General features: G+C 68.6%; 15 protein-coding genes. 10 read left to right on the forward strand and 5 right to left on the reverse strand.

Features of this window, described 5'->3' with window-relative positions:
* Positions 1 to 50: 50 nt before the first annotated feature.
* Positions 51 to 833 carry a ribonuclease HII gene (locus ACMYLB_RS16685; RefSeq protein WP_415908083.1) on the reverse strand — a complete coding sequence of 261 codons (783 nt, stop codon included), beginning with the start codon at positions 831 to 833 and terminating at the stop codon, positions 51 to 53.
* A 10-nt stretch (positions 834 to 843) separates the two neighbouring features.
* Positions 844 to 1,854 carry a ribonuclease HIII gene (gene rnhC / locus ACMYLB_RS16690; protein ID WP_415908085.1) on the reverse strand — a complete coding sequence of 337 codons (1,011 nt, stop codon included), beginning with the start codon at positions 1,852 to 1,854 and terminating at the stop codon, positions 844 to 846.
* Positions 1,855 to 2,032: 178 nt separating this feature from the next.
* Here rnhC and ACMYLB_RS16695 point away from each other — a divergent pair, with 178 nt between their 5' ends.
* Together ACMYLB_RS16695 and ACMYLB_RS16700 are read left to right on the forward strand one after the other, a co-directional pair.
* Positions 2,033 to 3,073 (forward strand): A/G-specific adenine glycosylase, encoded by a 1,041-nt coding sequence (locus ACMYLB_RS16695; RefSeq protein WP_415908086.1) that lies wholly within the window; start codon positions 2,033 to 2,035, stop codon positions 3,071 to 3,073.
* A 219-nt stretch (positions 3,074 to 3,292) separates the two neighbouring features.
* Positions 3,293 to 4,531, forward strand: a complete 1,239-nt coding sequence (locus ACMYLB_RS16700) for a PEP-CTERM sorting domain-containing protein (protein ID WP_415908087.1) — start codon at positions 3,293 to 3,295, stop codon at positions 4,529 to 4,531.
* Between the two features lie 114 nt (positions 4,532 to 4,645).
* Here the strand turns inward: ACMYLB_RS16700 and ACMYLB_RS16705 are convergent, their stop codons facing one another.
* The gene (locus tag ACMYLB_RS16705) at positions 4,646 to 5,599 is read right to left on the reverse strand and encodes a sugar phosphate isomerase/epimerase family protein (RefSeq protein WP_415908088.1); all 954 of its coding nucleotides are present in this window, start codon (positions 5,597 to 5,599) and stop codon (positions 4,646 to 4,648) included.
* 139 nt (positions 5,600 to 5,738) lie between these two features.
* Positions 5,739 to 5,936 carry a 30S ribosomal protein S21 gene (rpsU, locus tag ACMYLB_RS16710; protein WP_415908090.1) on the reverse strand — a complete coding sequence of 66 codons (198 nt, stop codon included), beginning with the start codon at positions 5,934 to 5,936 and terminating at the stop codon, positions 5,739 to 5,741.
* A gap of 233 nt (positions 5,937 to 6,169) precedes the next feature.
* Here rpsU and dnaE point away from each other — a divergent pair, with 233 nt between their 5' ends.
* A complete protein-coding gene (gene dnaE / locus ACMYLB_RS16715) occupies positions 6,170 to 9,955 on the forward strand; it encodes a DNA polymerase III subunit alpha (protein ID WP_415908092.1) in 3,786 nt (1,261 codons plus the stop codon).
* Positions 9,956 to 9,969: 14 nt separating this feature from the next.
* On the opposite strand, the gene ACMYLB_RS16720 is transcribed toward dnaE, so the two are convergent.
* Complete coding sequence (locus ACMYLB_RS16720) at positions 9,970 to 11,166, reverse strand: thioredoxin-like domain-containing protein (protein ID WP_415908093.1); 1,197 nt, start codon at positions 11,164 to 11,166, stop codon at positions 9,970 to 9,972.
* Positions 11,167 to 11,246: 80 nt separating this feature from the next.
* Here ACMYLB_RS16720 and ACMYLB_RS16725 point away from each other — a divergent pair, with 80 nt between their 5' ends.
* The 7 genes from ACMYLB_RS16725 to ACMYLB_RS16755 all read left to right on the forward strand — a co-directional run bounded on the left by ACMYLB_RS16725 (position 11,247) and on the right by ACMYLB_RS16755 (position 16,936).
* A complete protein-coding gene (locus ACMYLB_RS16725) occupies positions 11,247 to 12,845 on the forward strand; it encodes an ankyrin repeat domain-containing protein (protein WP_415908094.1) in 1,599 nt (532 codons plus the stop codon).
* Positions 12,842 to 13,024 (forward strand): alpha/beta hydrolase family protein, encoded by a 183-nt coding sequence (locus ACMYLB_RS16730; protein WP_415908095.1) that lies wholly within the window; start codon positions 12,842 to 12,844, stop codon positions 13,022 to 13,024. The genes ACMYLB_RS16725 and ACMYLB_RS16730 overlap by 4 nt, the downstream gene beginning before the upstream one ends.
* A 17-nt stretch (positions 13,025 to 13,041) precedes the next feature.
* Complete coding sequence (locus tag ACMYLB_RS16735) at positions 13,042 to 14,151, forward strand: RsmB/NOP family class I SAM-dependent RNA methyltransferase (protein ID WP_415908097.1); 1,110 nt, start codon at positions 13,042 to 13,044, stop codon at positions 14,149 to 14,151.
* Positions 14,152 to 14,176: 25 nt separating this feature from the next.
* Positions 14,177 to 14,620 carry a class I SAM-dependent methyltransferase gene (locus ACMYLB_RS16740; RefSeq protein ID WP_415908098.1) on the forward strand — a complete coding sequence of 148 codons (444 nt, stop codon included), beginning with the start codon at positions 14,177 to 14,179 and terminating at the stop codon, positions 14,618 to 14,620.
* Complete coding sequence (locus tag ACMYLB_RS16745) at positions 14,596 to 15,009, forward strand: hypothetical protein (RefSeq protein ID WP_415908099.1); 414 nt, start codon at positions 14,596 to 14,598, stop codon at positions 15,007 to 15,009. The genes ACMYLB_RS16740 and ACMYLB_RS16745 overlap by 25 nt, the downstream gene beginning before the upstream one ends.
* A gap of 179 nt (positions 15,010 to 15,188) precedes the next feature.
* A complete protein-coding gene (locus ACMYLB_RS16750; protein ID WP_415908100.1) occupies positions 15,189 to 16,049 on the forward strand; it encodes an alpha/beta hydrolase family protein in 861 nt (286 codons plus the stop codon).
* Positions 16,046 to 16,936 carry a helix-turn-helix domain-containing protein gene (locus ACMYLB_RS16755; protein WP_415908101.1) on the forward strand — a complete coding sequence of 297 codons (891 nt, stop codon included), beginning with the start codon at positions 16,046 to 16,048 and terminating at the stop codon, positions 16,934 to 16,936. Before ACMYLB_RS16750 ends, ACMYLB_RS16755 begins: the two co-directional genes overlap by 4 nt.
* Positions 16,937 to 16,963 lie beyond the last annotated feature (27 nt).

Here is a 16,963-nt window from a genome sequence, read left to right on the forward strand (position 1 = left end):
GCGCCGTCAACGCCGCGGGGGCGGGCTTCCGCCCGGTCCGGCCCGCGCCGCTAGTCCGTCTCCCCCGGTGGGGCGTCCTCGCCGAAGAACGTCAGCTGGCCCTCGAGGTCGCGCGGCTGCGCGAAGAGCTTCCGCAGGAAGCTGTCGCGGTGCGCCGCGCTCCGTCCCTGCCGCAGCACGGCTGCGCGGTGGTCCTCGGTGCCGTAGCCCTTGTGCTGGGCGAAGCCGTAGCCGGCGTGGACCTTGTCCAGCTCGTCCATCATCCGGTCGCGGGTGACCTTGGCCACGATCGAGGCCATGGCGATGCAGAGCGAGCGGGCGTCGCCGTTGACGAGGCCCTCGTGGGGATAAGGGAAATGCCGCAGCGGCAGGCCGTCGATGAGCACCTTGCACGAGACCGTCGGCTGGAACGCCGCGCGCTCCGTCTCGGTCGAGAAGAGATCCGGCTCGGTCTTCCGCTCGAACGCCGCCGGCGGGTAGATCTGCTCCAGCGCGCGGCGCATCGCGAGCTTGGTCGCGCCGAGGATGTTCAGGGTCTCGATCTCCGCCACGCCCGCGACGCCGAAGGTGGCGTGGATCTGCCCGGCGCGGGCCAGCTCGTCGAACTCCTGCCACAGCTCCGCCCGCTCTTCCGCGCTGAGCTGCTTCGAGTCGTTGACCCGCCCGCCCTTGGCCACCGCCCACTTGCCCTCGAGGAAGTCGCGCGTCACGAGCACGGCGCCGGCGACGACCGGGCCGGCCAGCGCGCCGCGCCCGGCCTCGTCCACGCCGATCAGCCCCTCGAAGCCGAGGATCTGCTTCAGGTCGAAGGCCCGGAGTTGGCGGCGCTTCACCGGCATCGGGTCAGCGGCGCCACTCCGTCTTCTCCTTCGGCTCCTTCAGCGGCAGCTCGTCGAGCTTGCCCGCGGCGGCGACCACCTCGTAGCTGGTGCGGAAGTGCAGCTTGGCGAAGCGCCCGAGGGCGCGCGCGCCGAACCGCTCCACGATCTGCGCCGCCTGCGCCTTGGCCGGCGCGCCGGCGCCGAACTGCAGCCGGTCGCCGAACTCGCGCGACAGCTCGCGCATCTGGCGCACGAACTCGGCGCGGGCCACGACCGAGGCCGCGGCGACGACCGGGTCCGACTCGGCCTTGGTGCGCATCTCGAGGTTGAAGCGCTCGAGCCCGCGCTTCTTCAGCTCGCGCTGCACGAGCGGTTCCTTGGAAAACTGGTCGAGCAGGCCGCGGCCGACCCACTTCTTCTGCAGCGCCGCCTCGAGCGCGCGCGCGTGCTGCCAGGCGAGCAGGCGGTTGAGATTGGCCGTCGGCTTCAGCATCAGCTCGTTGTATTTCGCCATGCCGCAGTAAACGACCTCGACGACCGCGCCCGGCGTGGCGCGGATCAGTTCGTCGAGTTTCAGAATCTGCGAGTCCTCGATGCTCTTCGAGTCGCGCACGCCGGCCTGGCGCCACGCCTCGATCGCCGGGCGCTCCGCAACGACCGTCGCGGCGACCACCGGGCCGAAGAGGTCGCCCTTGCCCGATTCGTCGAGGCCCGCGTGCGGCTCGAACCACTCCGGGTGGTGGACGTCGTCGTAGCCGAGCTGGGCCACGCCCGTGACCTCGGCCTCGATCACGTTCTGCACGAAATCCTCCGTCTCCTTGCCGGCCACGACGACCTTGCCGCTCTCGTAGGCCGTGACGTTGACCTTCGGGCCCTTGAAGGCGAAGCGCGCATAGGGCACCTCGACCTCCTCCCAATACTTCTTCGCCACGGCGGCGCGCAGCTTCTCCATCTGCGCGGCGTCGAGCTTGATGGTGTAGGTGGTGAGCGCCTTGGGTTTCTCTTCCTCGGCGTTGTCGAACCGTTTCGGCATGGCGAGAGAGGGCCACAAAAGGCGCAAAAAGCGCAAAGGGAAAATGCCGGGAATCGGTGGCCGTGACACGGGCTGGGGCCCCGACGCCACGGCCCCGCAGCGTCGAGGCGTAAAGCCCTCCCCCCACGCGAGAACGACCTTCCCAAAGGGGCTGCTTTGTGTCTTCTCGTGGCTTTTCGTGGCCAATCCCTCCGCGCAACTCATCGCCCGCCGCGCCGATTTTCAGGCGGCCCTTCACGGCTGGTATCGCACGCATCAACGCCAGCTGCCGTGGCGCGCGTCGCCCTCGCTCTACAAGACCGTCGTCTCGGAGTTCATGCTGCAGCAGACGCAAGTGGCGACCGTGCTGCCCTACTTCGATCGCTGGCTGCGCGAGTTGCCGGATTTCGCCGCTCTCGCCGCCGCGCCCGAGACGAAGGTGATGAAGCTGTGGGAAGGTCTCGGCTACTACTCGCGCGCCCGCAACCTCCACAAGCTCGCTCAAGCCGTCGTCGCGATGCCCGCGCCGCCGCGCACGCCGGCCGCCTGGCGCGAATTGCCCGGCATCGGCCCCTACACGTCCGCCGCGATCACCAGCATCGCCTTCGGCGAACCCGCCGCGTGCGTCGACGGCAACGTCGTGCGCATCCTCGCGCGCCTCACCGGCGAGACGAAGCGCTTTTCCACCAGCGTGGACGCCGCGAAGCATTTCACGCCGCTCGCGAACGCGCTGATCGTCGACGCGCCCGCCGGGGATCACAACCAGGCGATGATGGAGCTCGGCGCGACCGTCTGTTTCCGCGCCAAGCCGCTCTGCCTCACCTGCCCCGTCGCCACATTCTGTGCCGCGCGCCGCGCCGGCAATGCCGACGAGCTCCCGCGCTTTGTCCCGAAGCAGATCGAGCAAAGGTCCGTGACCCGCCTCTTCGTCGTCGATCGCGACCGCATCCTCCTGCGCCGCGGCAGTGCCAACGCCAAGCGCCTCGCCGGCATTCACGAGTTGCCGGAGGCGTGCGATCTCGGCGTGAAGCCCGCCGCGGCCACGCTTGTCGCCACGAAGCGCCGCACCATCACGCGTTTCAGCATCACCGAGTCGATCCACGCGATCGCACCGACCTCTGCCTTGCTCAAAGTGATCGCGAAAACCGAGGCGCTCGAGTGGGTGCCGCTGGAGCAGCTGGACCACGTGACGCTTTCCGGACCTCACCGGCGATGGGTCGCCGAACTGTCGAAACGGTAGGCGCCACGGGCGGCCCAGCGGCCGAAGCGACTCCGCACCGCGGCCGCTGAACGCGACGTCGCGTAAGTAGGAACGCGTATTCCCGCATGGAGGAGCGCCGGCTAGGATGGCGCGACCGGCTCAGCCGCACGCGTCCCACCTCCACCTGTCGCCCCCTCCATGCAGCGCCCAGATTTTCTCCCTCTCCGACTAACCCGCGGCGCCCTTTTCCGCTTCGCCGTGGGACTTCTGCTCGCCGGTCCCCTCAACGCGCAGACCTACACGTTCACGAAAATCGCCGACACGCAGACCGCAGTTCCCGGCGGCACCGGCAACTTCACCAACCTTATCGAGGCATTTTCCGGCGAAGGCATGGTGGGCTTCTATGCGGCGTCCGGCGGCAGTGCGCGGGGCGTTTATCTGGCGGAAATTGCGGGCGACGGCACGGTCACTCACGCGCGCATGGCCGACTACTCCACGCCGGCACCGGGCGGCTCGCAGAACTTCAGCGATTTCCAGCTCGGTCGAGGTGGCATTCTCAACGGGGTCGCCTATTTCCACGGTAGCTACAACGACGCGAGCGGGACTTGGTCCGGCATCCATGCCTACGATTCCGACACGGGAACTCTTTCCCGGGTCATCGGCCGCGGCAGCTCCTTCCCGGTGTTGGGCGGCAGCACGACTCAAGTGGGCTACGTGCTCTCGCGCGGCGGCAACCTCACGATCTCGACCAACCGCCAGAGCGGACTCAACTATTACGGCGGATTCGTGCGCACGACTGACGGCAGCGTGTTTACCGCCCCCGTCGACGGCAGCGCCACTGGCGGCACGCCCAATTCCATCGGCCCCTACGCCACGAATGGCTCGCGCATCGTCGTCCGCAGCTCCGGAACCTTTCACTCCTTCGACGCGGGTGGCGTGCAGGCCACTCGCGACTTTACGACGGTGCAAGTGCCCAATCAGGCGTTTAATTTCGGCGCCAACCTGCCGGCGATGGCGCTGACCGCCAACGAACTGTTTTTCACCTCGAACACGAGCGGCGTCCAAGGACTCTACCGGATCAACGCCGACCTGACGGGGCCGGTGTCGCTGGTGGCGGACATCAGCACCGGCTTTCCCGGCTATGCCGGCAACCTCTCCTTTTTCGGCGCCCTCTCCGCCAACAGCGATTCCGTGGCCTTCATCGCCAATTCCGGCTCATCCGCCCGCGGCATTTTCCTCTATCACGCCGGCCAGGTTTCCACGATCATCGATAGCCTCTCGCCGCTCGACGGACTAACGATCTCCAATTTCACCATGACAGAAGCCGGCTTGAGCGATGACGGTCTCGCGTTCCGCGTGGCGTTTACCAACGGCGCAAACGCCATCTACTACACCAGCCTCAGCGCCGTGCCAGAGCCCGCAACATGGGCCGCATTGCTGGGAGGCGTCGCGCTCGGCCTGGTGGGGATTCAGCGCAAACGCCGGCGAACCCGCTGAGGCCCTGCCGCGAGAAGATCTCCGAGTAGGTCCGGTCTTTGACCGGACCATGAGGTTTCACTCGCGGACATTAACCGCGCGCGAGGCTTCTTTCGGGCCGGTCACAGACCGACCCTACGCCCCGAACCGATGCTGGATCAGCGCTTCGACGCGCTGCTTGGAGACGACCACTTCCTCCACCGCGAGGCGCGGACTGAACTCCAGCACGAGCGTGTGCTCGGGGCGCCAGAACTCGCTGATCATCGCGAAGTCGATTTTGCCGGACCCAATCGCTTGGTGATCGTGTCCATCGGCGCTCACATCGTGCAGGTGAAAGCCGATCGCGCGCGGGGCGTTTTTCGCGAGGTGTTCGCGGTGGTTGATGACGCCGAGGCTTTCCTTGATGTGCGCGTGGCCGGTGTCGTGCCAATAGCCCGCAAGCGCTTCCGGCGGGAGCGACGCGACGAACTGCTCGTAGTCGGCGTCGAGGGGCAGCTCCTCCAGCTTCTCGCGGTTTTCGAGGGCGAGCGCCACCCCGCGGCTCGTGGCGTAGGGCAGCAGCTCGGAGATGCCGGCGCGCGTGTTCTCCCAAAACCGGGCCTGGTGCGCGCGCAGCTTCGCCATCACGCCGGCAAGCAGCTTCTGGTAGGCGGGGTCCTTCGTCAGGTCCGCCTCGGGATGGGCCTCGGCGTAGCGGTCGATCTTGCGCACCGGGTTCAGCCAGAAGAACTCGAGGTTGCCGAGGTGCAGCACGAGCTTCTTGGCGCCCACCTGGGCGGCGAACTCGACCGAGCGCTTGCTGTGCCGGAGCCATTGCTCGCGCTCGCGGCGGTCTTTTGAACTCGGCACGTAAAGATTCGGCGCGGCGTGTGTGATCCCCGTCGGAAGCGGGCAGAAGTTGTGGCAGGAGGAGATCTTGATCACGCCTTCCTCCACCGCCTTGAGGATGCCCGGGACGAGCGTGATGCGGATGCCGTGGCTGAGCTCGGCCCATTCGAACCCGAGCGACGCCATCTCCTTGAGCATCGCGTAGCCGTCCTGGTGTCGCTGGGAGAGCCAGCAGGAGGACAGCGAAAGGATGGGCTTCATGGGTGAGTGGTCACTAGGACAAGAGTTGGCGCCGCTGGCAAGCAGCGGGGCGCGGCGGGAAGGCGGGCCGCTCGGCCAATAAAAAACCGGCCGCGCGCACTAGGCAGCGGCCGGTTCGGAAAACGGAGCGACGCGGAACTCAGTTCGCGTAGCGGGCGCGGAGCATCGCGGTGAAGGCAGCGACCTTCTCCTTGCGGCGGCGCTTCTCGCACGGCTTCTCGTAGTAACGCTTCGCGCGCACGTCTTTGATGATGTTCTCGCGGTCGAGCTTCTTCTTCATGCGGCGCAGCGCACGGTCGATCGGCTCGTTTTTGCGCATTTTGATCTCGATGGACATGGGAAAGGGAGTGGTTGGGAAGGGTCGAAAGGTCCACAAGAAGCCGGGCGCGCGAAGCCGCGTCAACAGCTATTTTTTGCGGCCCAAACCCGCCGCCGCCCCCCTCGCCGCCCCGGGCGGCGCGACCCGTGCGACCGCCGGGCACACCCTGCTAAACCCGCATCCTGCATGAGTTTTCCACAATCCCCGGAATCCACTTGCGGCGCCCCACCCGCGGGCTTCCGATGCGTCCCGTGGCCGCTTCCGACAACAATTTCATCCATCTTCACGTCCACACCGACTACAGCTTGCTCGACGGCGCCTGCCGCATCGACCGCCTGATGGGGCGCGCCAAGGACCTGGGCATGACCGCCCTCGCGCTGACCGACCACGGCAACATGTATGGCGCGATCGAGTTCTACAACGCCGCCAAGACCCACGGCATCAAGCCGCTCATCGGCTGCGAAATCTACCTCACCGAAGGCTCCGCGCTGGAAAAAAACGGCCGCGCCGAGGACGGCAAGAGCTACTACCACATGGGGCTGCTGGCGAAGAATCTTCAGGGCTACCAAAACCTCCTGAAGCTCGTCTCCTACGCCCACCTCAAGGGCTTTTACTACAAGCCGCGCGCGGACATGGATACGCTCGCGCGCTACTCCGGCGGCCTCATCGGCTTCACCGGCTGCCTCGCCGCCATCGTGCCGCAGCACCTGCTCCACGACCGCTACGAGCAGGCGCGCCAGGCCTGCGGGCGCTTCGTGGAGATCTTCGGTCGCGAGAATTTCTTCGTCGAAATCCAGGACCACGGCATCCCCGAACAGCGCAAGATCATCCCCGGCCTGCTCAAGCTCGGCGAGGAGTTCGGCCTAAAAGTCATCTGCACGAACGACGTCCACTACGTGAACCACGAGGACGCCGGCCCGCACGACTCCCTGCTCTGCATCCAGACCGGCGCGAAGGTCGCCGAGACGGATCGCATGAAGTTCGACGGCACGCAATTCTACCTGAAGTCGCGCGCCGAGATGGAAAAGATCTTCGGCGAGGTCCCCGAGTCGCTCACGAACACCCAGGCCGTCGCCGAGATGTGCGAGACGGGCATCATCCCGTTCCCGAAGGGCTCCGAGCGCTACCCGAAGTATCCGCTCCCCGCCGAAATCAAGGACCAGGTCACGCCCGGCGAATACCTCGAGCAGCTCTGCCACGAGGGCCTGAGGAAGCGCTACAACTTCGCCTACGACGACGTCGCGAAACGCCCCGCCGTCGCCGAGCGCCTCGCGAAACTCACGAACCTTCCCGCCGGCCAGAAACCCGTCGCGCCCGACTACAACGGCCTGCCGCTCGAGGAGGAACTCGTCGTCCGCCTCGCCTTCGAGCTCTCGATCATCCGCGTCACGGGCTTCATCGACTACTTTCTCGTCGTCTGGGATTTCATCCACTGGGCCAAGTCGAAGGGCATCCCGGTCGGCCCGGGCCGCGGTTCCGGCGCCGGTTGCCTCGTCGCCTACGTGCTCGGGATCACCAACCTCGACCCGATCCGCTTCAAGCTCCTCTTCGAGCGCTTCCTCAACCCCGAGCGCGTGTCGCCGCCGGACTTCGACATCGACTTCTGCATGCGCCGCCGCGGCGAGGTCATCGACTACGTCCGCCAGAAATACGGCAACGACTGCGTCGCCAACATCATCACCTACGGCACGCTCGGCGCGAAGATGGTCGTGCGCGACGTCTCGCGCGTGCACGACCTGCCCTTCGCCGAAGCCGACCGCCTCGCGAAGATGATCCCCGACGAGCTCAACATCGAGCTCAAGGCCGCGATGGAGAAATCCGCGGAGCTGAAGAACGAATACGACCGCAACCCCGTCGCGAAAAAGATCCTCGACCAGGGCCTCGTGCTCGAAGGCATGGTGCGCAACACCGGCAAGCACGCCGCCGGCATCATCATCACCGACCAGCCGCTCGACGAATTCGTCCCGCTCACGCTCCAGGAAGGCGACGTGACGGTGCAATACGACATGAACGCCGTCGGCAAACTCGGCCTGCTGAAGATGGACTTCCTCGGCCTGAAGACGCTGACCGTCATCGCCGACGCCGTCGCCAACGTTCGCCGCACCGCCCAGCCCGACTTCGACATCGAGACCATCCCGCTCGACGACCCGAAGACCTACACGATGCTCAACGCCGGCAAGACCGTCGGCGTGTTCCAGCTCGAATCCGGCGGCATGCAGAACGCCTGCAAGCAGGTCGGCGTGACCGACATCAACGACATCAACGCCATCTGCGCCCTCTACCGCCCGGGCCCGATGCAGTTCATCCCCGACTACGCGCGCGGCAAGCGCGACCCGTCGACCGTCGCCTACCCGCACCAACTGCTCGAGCAATCGCTCAAGGAAACCTACGGCATCATCGTCTACCAGGAGCAGGTCATGGAGTGCGCCAAGATCATCGCCGGCTACACGCTCGGCGGCGCCGACATGCTCCGCCGCGCCATGGGCAAGAAGGACGCCGACGCGATGGCGAAGGAGCGCATCAAGTTCGTCGAAGGCGCGAAGCGCGTGAACAACATCAGCGAGTCGAAGGCCAACGAAATCTTCGACCTGCTGAACAAGTTCGCGAGCTACGGCTTCAACAAGTCCCACTCCGCCGCCTACGCGCTCGTCAGCTACCAGACCGCGTATCTCAAGGCCAACTACCCGGTCGAATTCATGGCCGCCGTGCTCACCGCCGAACTCGGCAACGCGGAAAAAGTCTCGCACTTCATCGCCGAGGCCGAGGCCATGGGCATCCAGGTGCTCGGCCCGGACGTGAACGAATCGCGCGGCGACTTCACGCCGGTGGTGCGCGGCGCGGCTGCGCCGCGAGTTGAGAGTTCAGCGTTGAGAGTTGAGAGTCAGAACAATTCTCAGTCTTCCGGTCTCTCAACCCTCAACGCTCAACCCTCAACTTCCGAAGCGAATGGCGCCGGCGGCGCCATCCGCTTCGGCCTCGCCGGCATCAAGGGCGTCGGCGAACTCGCCGCGGCGAAGATCATCGAGGAGCGCGAGGCCAACGGCCCGTTCGAAAACTTCGAGGACTTCGTGCGCCGCGTCGACGGCCGCGCGATCAACAAGCGCGTGCTCGAGCACCTCGTGAAGACCGGAGCCTTCGACTACAGCCACGCCCCGCGCAAGCCGCTCTTTGACGGCATCGACGCCGCCCTCGCCGGCGCCGCCGCCCACGCCCGCGACAAGGCCGCCGGCCAGCACAGCTTCCTCGACATGCTCGCCGACGAGAAGCCGAAGAAAAAAAGCGCCGCCAAGCCTCTCAACTCTCAACCCTCAACTCTCAACTCGTCAGACTCCGCCACCGACTTCACCTCGCAGGAGCGCCTCCAGTTCGAAAAGGAACTCCTCGGCTTCTACGTCTCCGGCCACCCGCTCAACGCCTACGCCGGCCTCGCCGAAGCGCTCAGCACGCACACCGAGGAAACCGTTCTCCTCGAAGGCGACCGCGTCGAGTTCCGCCTCGCCGGCCTGATGAGCGGCATCACGAAGCGCCTCTCGAAACGCGACAATCGCCCGTGGGCGTTCTTCAATCTCGCGAGCCGCCGGGCGACGATCTCGGTCAACATGTATGCCGACGCCTACGAGACCTACGGCAAGATCCTCGCGGAAAACCTGCCCGTCGTCCTCCTCGGCTCCGTGATGAAGGGCAACGACGGCGCGCGCCTGAACATCAAGGAAGTTTACCACCTCGACGCCTACGTCCCGAACAACATCCGCAAGGTCACGTGGCTCCTCACGCCCGACCACCCCGGCGTCACCGATTTCCTGCCGAAGCTCCGCAAGGCCATCGACGCCGCCAACGGCGACACGAAGGTCGAGATCGCCTTCCTCTTCGAAGGCCGCGTCGCCCCGATCGCCGAAACGTCCTTCGCCCTGAAGTGGCGCGTCACCGGCAACGCCTTCCAGGAACTGCGCCACCACCCCGCCGTCGCCGGCGCCCTGATCGAGGCGCGCGCCCCCGAGCTGAAGGAAGTCCGCCGCTGGGGGCGAAAGAGCGGCTGACGCCGGACGGCGGCTTACTTCGCCACGCCCGTCGCGAGGATCTTTTCCAGCTCCGCCATCGCCACCTGCGGACCGACGTATTTCGAGCCGCGGTAGGAATCGGCCAGCACCGTGCCCTGGCGATTCACGATGACGAGCTGGGGAATGGCGCCTTTCGTGTAGGCGAGGAGCGACGGCGATTTCGTGAGCTGCTCCCGAGGCAGCGCGACCCACGGCATCTTCTCTTCCTTCATGTAGCCGAACATCGCGGCGTCCGTCTTATCGCTGCTCACGAGCACGACGACGAACCGCGGGTTTTGCGGGCCGACGCGATTGACGAACTTCACGAACTCGGGCGAAAACGCGCGACACGGCGGGCACCAGCTGGCGCCGTAGTAGAGCGCGATCACCTGCGCGTCGTCGAGATTCGCCGGGTCGGTCGCTCGGCCCGACGCGTCGACCAGATTGCCGCGCAACACCGCCGCGATGCGCGACGGACGTTTCTCGGGAGAAACCAGCGCCAGCGCGCGCGCTCTTTCGATCAAGTCCGTCGCCTGGGGCTGCACGCGCAACGTCGTGTTGTATTCCGGCGCCAGCAGCTTCACGCCGTCGCGCTCCACCGCGATCAGTTCGAACTCACCGCCGGACTTGATGACGCCGCCGTTGCCCAGCCGGAATTCGGCGAAGCTCCGCACCTTCACCGGCCAGAGACGGCGGTCATCGATCAAGCTCGCCGCCGTGATCTCGCGCTGCCCGGGCGTGAGCTCCGCCCACGCCGCGTTGGCGCGCGCCACGAAATCCGTCTCCGCAATCGGCAGGCCGAAAACCAGGCCACTGCCGCTGTCGACGACCACCTCGCTGCCGTTCAGATTGGTGACTTTGACAACCTGTCCTTTCTTCACCGTCGCGCCGCCTTGGAAATTGAGATCCCTCGGCACGGTGACCGACGCCGGCCAGCGCTCGGAATGGTTGCGCAGATCGTTCAACGTGAGCGTCGCGGGAGCAGCGGCAAAGGCCCGGGTCAAGGACAGGCCGACCAGCAACAGAGCACTGAGCTTCAACGGTGCTTTCATAGCGTGCGCCGAGGAAAACGCCCCGCCGATCCGGCACAACCCGAAAGCCGTCGCCGCGCGCATTCTCCATCCATCAAAACGTTGACGCGTCCCTGCCGCCCGCGCATCGTGACGCCGCGTTTCGGGCGCACGCGGATCCGCGCAAAGGGCTGAGCCCACCGTTCTCCACCTCGGTTCACTGCACGTCTCCCCGTGCTGCTGCTTGCGGATCGCAGCGACAGCATGGAGGTCACATGACAATGCAGTTACCCGCGCGACCCGACCTCGCGCAGCTCAAGAAGCAGGCCAAGGACCTGCTCGCATCCGCCCGCTCCGGCCAGCCCGCCGCCCTCGCCCGCTTCCGCGTGCTGCCGGCCTTCGCCCGCCACACCGACGCGCAACTCGCCGCCCTGGCCTTTGCGCTCCACGACGCCCAGTCCGTGATCGCCCGCGAGCACGGTTTCGCCTCGTGGACCGCCCTGCGCGAACGCGTCGAGGAGCTCACGCTCGAGTTCGCGCAGGCGGCCGCGCAGTTCACCCGCGACTCCGTCGAACGGCGCCTCGGCCGCGCCGAGCGCATCCTGACGCTCTTTCCCGATCTCGTCGCCCGCGACTTCCATGCCGCGCTCGCCTTCGGCGACGTCGCGACTGTCGCCCGCGGCCTCGCCGCCCGGCCCGCCCTCGCCACGCAGCGCGGCGGCCCGCTCGGCTGGGAGCCGCTCCTCTACGTCGCCCATTCCCGCTGGGCGGAGAAGCACGCCGCCGGGCTCACGGCCACGGCGAAGCTCCTGCTCGAGCACGGCGCCGACGCCAACACGAGCTACCTCCACGCCGGCGATCCCCACTCGCCGCTCTCCGCGCTCTGGGCCGCGAGCTGCCAGGCGCGCAACTACCCGCTCGCCCAGCTGCTCCTGGAGCACGGCGCCCGGCCCGACGACGGCGAGTCGGTCTACCACGCCGCCGAACACGGCGACGTCGAGATGCTCGGGCTCCTCGCCGCCCACGGCGCCCAGGCCGACGGCGGCGCCGGCGCGGCCAAGTGGACCAACACCCCGCTCTACTTCATCCTCGGCCACTACGCCGGCCTCGCGTTCGACGCCAAGGTCCGCCGCGGCGCCCGCTGGCTGCTCGAGCACGGCGCAAACCCCAACCGCGTCTGCTACCCCGAGAAATCCGGCGAGACGCCGCTGCACGCCGCCGCGCGGCATTGGGACGGTGCGATGATCGAGCTCCTGCTCGCCCACGGCGCCGACCTGCAGGCGCGGCGCCGCGACGGCCGCACCGCCCTCGCCCTCGCGCTCTTGCACGGCCGCACCTCCGCGGCCGAGGCCCTCCGCGCCGCCGGCGCCGACGAACAGCTGAGTCCCGCCGAGCAATTCCTCGCCGCCTGCATGCGCGGCGATTCCGCCGAAGCCCGGCGCCTCCGCGATCCGGCCGTGATCCGCGCCCATCCCAACCTCCTCGCCGAGGCCAGCCCCCACGCCGCGGCGGCGATGCTCGACGTCGGCTTCGACGTCGCCGCCACCGGCGGCATGGGCGAGACCGCGCTGCACTGGGCCTGTTTCACCGGCAACCTCGCCAAGGCGAAGCTGCTCATCGCCCACGGCGCCCCGCTCGATCTCCGCGACCGCCAATACCAGTCGCTGCCGCTCGGCTGGTGCCACTTCGCCTTCGCCCACCAGCCCGCGCCCGACGGCGACTACCTCGGCGTCGCGCGCGCCTTGCTCGCGGCCGGCGCCACGCCGCCGTCCGCAGAGGAGCTGGAGCGTTGGGAAGGCGGCGAGGAAATCCTCGCGCTCATCGCCGACTTCACCCGCAGCCCTGCAAGCGCGCCGCCGCCTCCGCCGGGGCTGAAATGAGGCCGCAGGACCGCAACGCCGACCCCGACCAGTCGCGCCGCCTCGTCCGCGCGCTGAAGCAGGCCGGCGTGCCGCACGAGGCCTGGTTCAGCCCCGACGAGGCGCACGGCCTCAGCGAGATCGCGCCCCGCGTCGAGTTCTTCACCCGCCTCGAAGCGTTCTTGAAGAAGAACCTCTGACCGGCTCTCTTCACGGCGTGTCCGACTCCGCCGTCCTCAACGAAACCGCCCGCGTCCTGAAGCTCGTCCAGGGCGGCACGCCGGCCGACGCCGCGCTGCGCGAGACGCTCGGCCGCACGCGGCACGGCTCCGCCCCGGCGCTGCGCCGCGCCGTCAGCCGCGCGGTCTTCGCCTATTTCCGCTGGTGGCGCTGGCTCGAGCCGCGACAGTCGCTGCAAAAGCAGGCCCAGGCCGCGCTCGACCTGCAGGCGCGCTTCAATCGCGCCCCGGACGCGTTCAAGGCGGAGGCGCTCGCCGCCCGCGCCGTGCCCGACTGGCTGGCGAGCGAGATGGACGTCTCGCCCGACTGGCTCCGCCAGCTCCAGCGCGAGCCGGTGCTCTGGCTCCGCGCGCGGCAGAACGACGCCGCCGACCTCCCCGCCCGCCTCGGCGACTGCGCCCCCGCCGGCAGCCCTCAACTCGCAACCCTCAACTCTCAACTCACCGCCTTCTCCTACACCGGGCCCCGCGATCTCTTTCTCACCGACGAGTTCCGCGACGGCCGCTTCGAGATCCAGGACCTCGCCTCGCAACTCGTCGGCCACGCCTGCGCGCCGCAGCCCGGCCAGACCTGGTGGGACGCCTGCGCCGGCGAGGGCGGCAAGACGCTGCACCTTTCCGACCTGATGCAGAACAAGGGCCTGATCTGGGCCAGCGACCGCTCCGTGCGTCGCCTCGACCATCTGAAGAAACGCGCCGCGCGCGCCGGCATGTTCAACTACCGCGCGGCCCCGTGGGACGGCACCGCGAAACTGCCGACCAAGACCAAATTCGACGGCGTGCTCGTGGACGCGCCGTGCAGCGGCGTCGGCACCTGGCAGCGCAACCCGCACGCGCGCTGGACCACGCAGCCCGATGACGTCCACGAACTCGCCGCCGTGCAACAGCGCCTGCTCGACCACGTCGCCGGTTCGCTCAAGCCCGGCGGCCGCCTCGTCTATTCCGTCTGCACGCTGACGCGCGCCGAGACCACCGCCGTCGCCGCCGCCTTCACCGCCGCGCACCCCGAGTTCGAATCCGTCCCGGTGTTCCGCGGCCCCCGTCCTCGGCGTCCGGCTCCGCGCATTCCCTCCACCCCCACGAGCTGAACGCGAACGGCATGTTCCTCGCCGCATGGCGCCGCCAGTGACGAAGATCTCCGGCGAGACCGTCCGCGCGGATTTCAACGCGCTCGAGTCCGTCGTCCACTACGCCCGCGCCGCCGAGCGGCTCGGCCTCTGGGCTTCGGAGCGCCGGCTGATCGAGCAGCACTTCCCCGCTCCCGGCGCGCCCTTGCTCGAGGCCGGCTGCGGCACCGGCCGCGTGACGCTCGCGCTCGCCGAGCTCGGCTACACCCGGATCACGGCCTTCGACTTCGCCGAGGAGCTGCTCGACCAGGCGCGCCACTTCGCCCGCGGGAAAAAGCTCACGCGCCGCATCCGCTTCCTCCACGCCGACGCCACGCAGCTGGCAGGGGCCGCGGTCCCCGACGGCCCTTCAACCGACGCGCCGGGGGCCCGCGCCCCGCCCTGGAGCCCGCGGGATTCGCGGGCGTGCTTTTCCTTTTCAACGGCCTGATGCAGATCCCCGGCCGCGCCAACCGCCGCGCCGCCCTCCGCGGGCTGCACACCCTGGCCCGGCCCGGCGCGCCGCTGCTCTTCACCACGCACGACCGCGACGACGAGCCCGGCGAGCGCCGCCACTGGGCGCGCCAGGCCGAGCTCTGGGCGCAGGGCAAGCAGGACCCCGCGCTGGTCGACTTCGGCGACCGCTACTTCGTCGACGACGACCACTACCGCGTCTTCATGCACCTCCCCGACCGCGCCGAGATCCTCGAGGACCTGGCCGCGACCGGCTGGAAGCACGAGTGGGACGAGATGCGCCGCCGCATCGCCGCCGAGTCGAAGGCGGTGAAGGATTTCTCCGACGAGTGCCGCTTCTGGCTCGCCCGGAAACCCGGAGCCTGAGCGCCGGCGCCGCCGCACGGAATCGCACAACCGATCAAGCGCCGCGCGGCTTCGATTTGCTAAGGTGGCGCCCTTCCGATGCCCCGCTTGCCCGTTTTCCGCTCGGTTCTCCGGTGCGTATCCTGGCTGACCTGCGCCGCCCGCGCGCCGGGTCGTCCTCCGCCGTTCCTCTTCCACCCATGCACTCCGGTCTCACTCAACTTCGCACCACCGATCCGTTCTCGCGCGCCGAGTTTCCCATCTACGTGCAATACCCGACTCTCGCCGCAAGTGGCGGCGCGATGCTCGGTCCCTATCGCTTCGATGCGACCGCCGAGGCTCCGATCGCGCCGGGCCGATTTCCCGTGTGCCTCATCTCGCACGGCGGCGGCGGGTCGCCGCTGCTTTACCGCTCCATCGCCACCCATCTCGCGCAGCGCGGTTATCTCGTCCTGGCGCCCGAGTATCCCGGCGACAACCGCAACGACCGCTCGCTCGCGAACACCGACACCGCCGCCGAGCGTCGCCCCGACCAGACGTCGCGGACGCTCGACGCGCTGCTGGCCGACCCGCGCTTTCGCGACCACGCGGACCCGCTCCGCGTCGTGATGGTCGGGCACTCGATGGGCGGATTCACCGCGCTGGCCCTGGCCGGCGCCCAAGCCTGGTCGCGGGAGCGCCGGCCCCTCGGCACCGCGCCGGACTCGCGGCTGCGCGCCGCGGTGCTGCTCGCGCCGGCCACCGAGTGGTTCGCCGCCCCGCACGCCCTCGACCGCGTCACCGTGCCCCTGCTGGTGTTCCTCGCGGAGCAGGACACCGTGACGCCACCGGAGCGCATCCGCGCCGTGCTCGCCGCGCTGCCCGCGACCACGCCATGCACGTTCCGACCCGTGAGCGGCGCGGGGCACTATTCGTTTCTCACGCCGTTCCCGCCCGCCCTGCGCCGGCCGGATTTCCCTCCGGCCCAGGACCCGGCGGGCTTCGACCGGGAGCAGTTCCACCGCGAACTGCCTCGCCTCGTCGAGGAGTTCCTCACTCGCTGTCTCGCCGCCACTCCGTGAACCACTACCGCACCGCCGTCATCCGCGCCGCCGACACGATCGAGCGCCACTTGCGCGAACCGATCTCCCTCGACGCCATCGCGCGGCGCGCCGGGTTCTCGCTCTGGCATTTCCACCGCATCTTCGCCGAGATGACCGGCGACTCGCTCGGCTCCTACATCCGCAAGCGCCGCCTCACCGCGGCCGCCGCGGAGCTGCAGCGGACCCGCCGCCCGATCCTCGAGCTGGCGCTCGATTTCCAGTTCGAGTCGCACGAGGCCTTCACCCGCGCGTTTCGCGCCGCCTTCGACGTGACCCCGAGCGCCTTCCGCCGCCGCGGCGGCCTGGCGTGGAACCGCACGCGCCCGCGCCTCACGCTCCGCCGTCTCAAGCGCCTGCCCCGCCAGACCACGATGGAGCCCGCCCTCGTCGAACTGCCCGCGCTCAACCTCCTCGGCCTCACCGCGCGCTTCATCGGCCCGATGTCGCCCGCCGCCGACAACACGGACGTCGTGCCGCGCCTTTACCACCGCTTCTGCCCGCTGATCCGCGAGCTCCAGCCGCAGGTGGACCAATACGTCTACGGCGCGGCGCGCTGTCCGGCCGACGGCGACCGCCGTCATCCCGACGAGCTCGAATACCTCGCCGCCATCAACGTCGCGCCCTCGCGGCGCGCCGCCGCGCCGCTCGCGCTCTGGCGCATCCGCGCCGGCACCTACGCGTGCTTCACCCACCGCGGGCCGGTGGCGAAGCTCGGCGAGACGATCAACTACGCCTTCGGCTCCTGGCTGCCGCGCTCGGGCTACGTCCACAGCGGCGGGCCGAATCTCGCCCGGCAGGACGAGCGCTTCGGCGACGGCGGCGCCGGCTGCGCCTTCGACTTCCTCGTGCCCGTGCGGCCGAAGTGAGGCCGCCAGAATCCGCTAGCGAACGCC

It is taken from the genome of Oleiharenicola sp. Vm1 (assembly GCF_047777955.1).
In the GTDB taxonomy this organism is placed as follows: Bacteria; Verrucomicrobiota; Verrucomicrobiia; order Opitutales; family Opitutaceae; genus Didemnitutus.

Coding starts and splice junctions, on each gene's coding strand:
- ACMYLB_RS16750 (WP_415908100.1), top strand. CDS start 15,189: ATGCACTCCGGTCTCACTCAACTTCGCACCACCGATCCGTTCTCGCGC.
- rnhC (WP_415908085.1), bottom strand. CDS start 1,854: ATGCCGAAACGGTTCGACAACGCCGAGGAAGAGAAACCCAAGGCGCTC.
- ACMYLB_RS16705 (WP_415908088.1), bottom strand. CDS start 5,599: ATGAAGCCCATCCTTTCGCTGTCCTCCTGCTGGCTCTCCCAGCGACAC.
- ACMYLB_RS16730 (WP_415908095.1), top strand. CDS start 12,842: ATGAGGCCGCAGGACCGCAACGCCGACCCCGACCAGTCGCGCCGCCTC.
- rpsU (WP_415908090.1), bottom strand. CDS start 5,936: ATGTCCATCGAGATCAAAATGCGCAAAAACGAGCCGATCGACCGTGCG.
- ACMYLB_RS16725 (WP_415908094.1), top strand. CDS start 11,247: ATGCAGTTACCCGCGCGACCCGACCTCGCGCAGCTCAAGAAGCAGGCC.
- ACMYLB_RS16740 (WP_415908098.1), top strand. CDS start 14,177: ATGGCGCCGCCAGTGACGAAGATCTCCGGCGAGACCGTCCGCGCGGAT.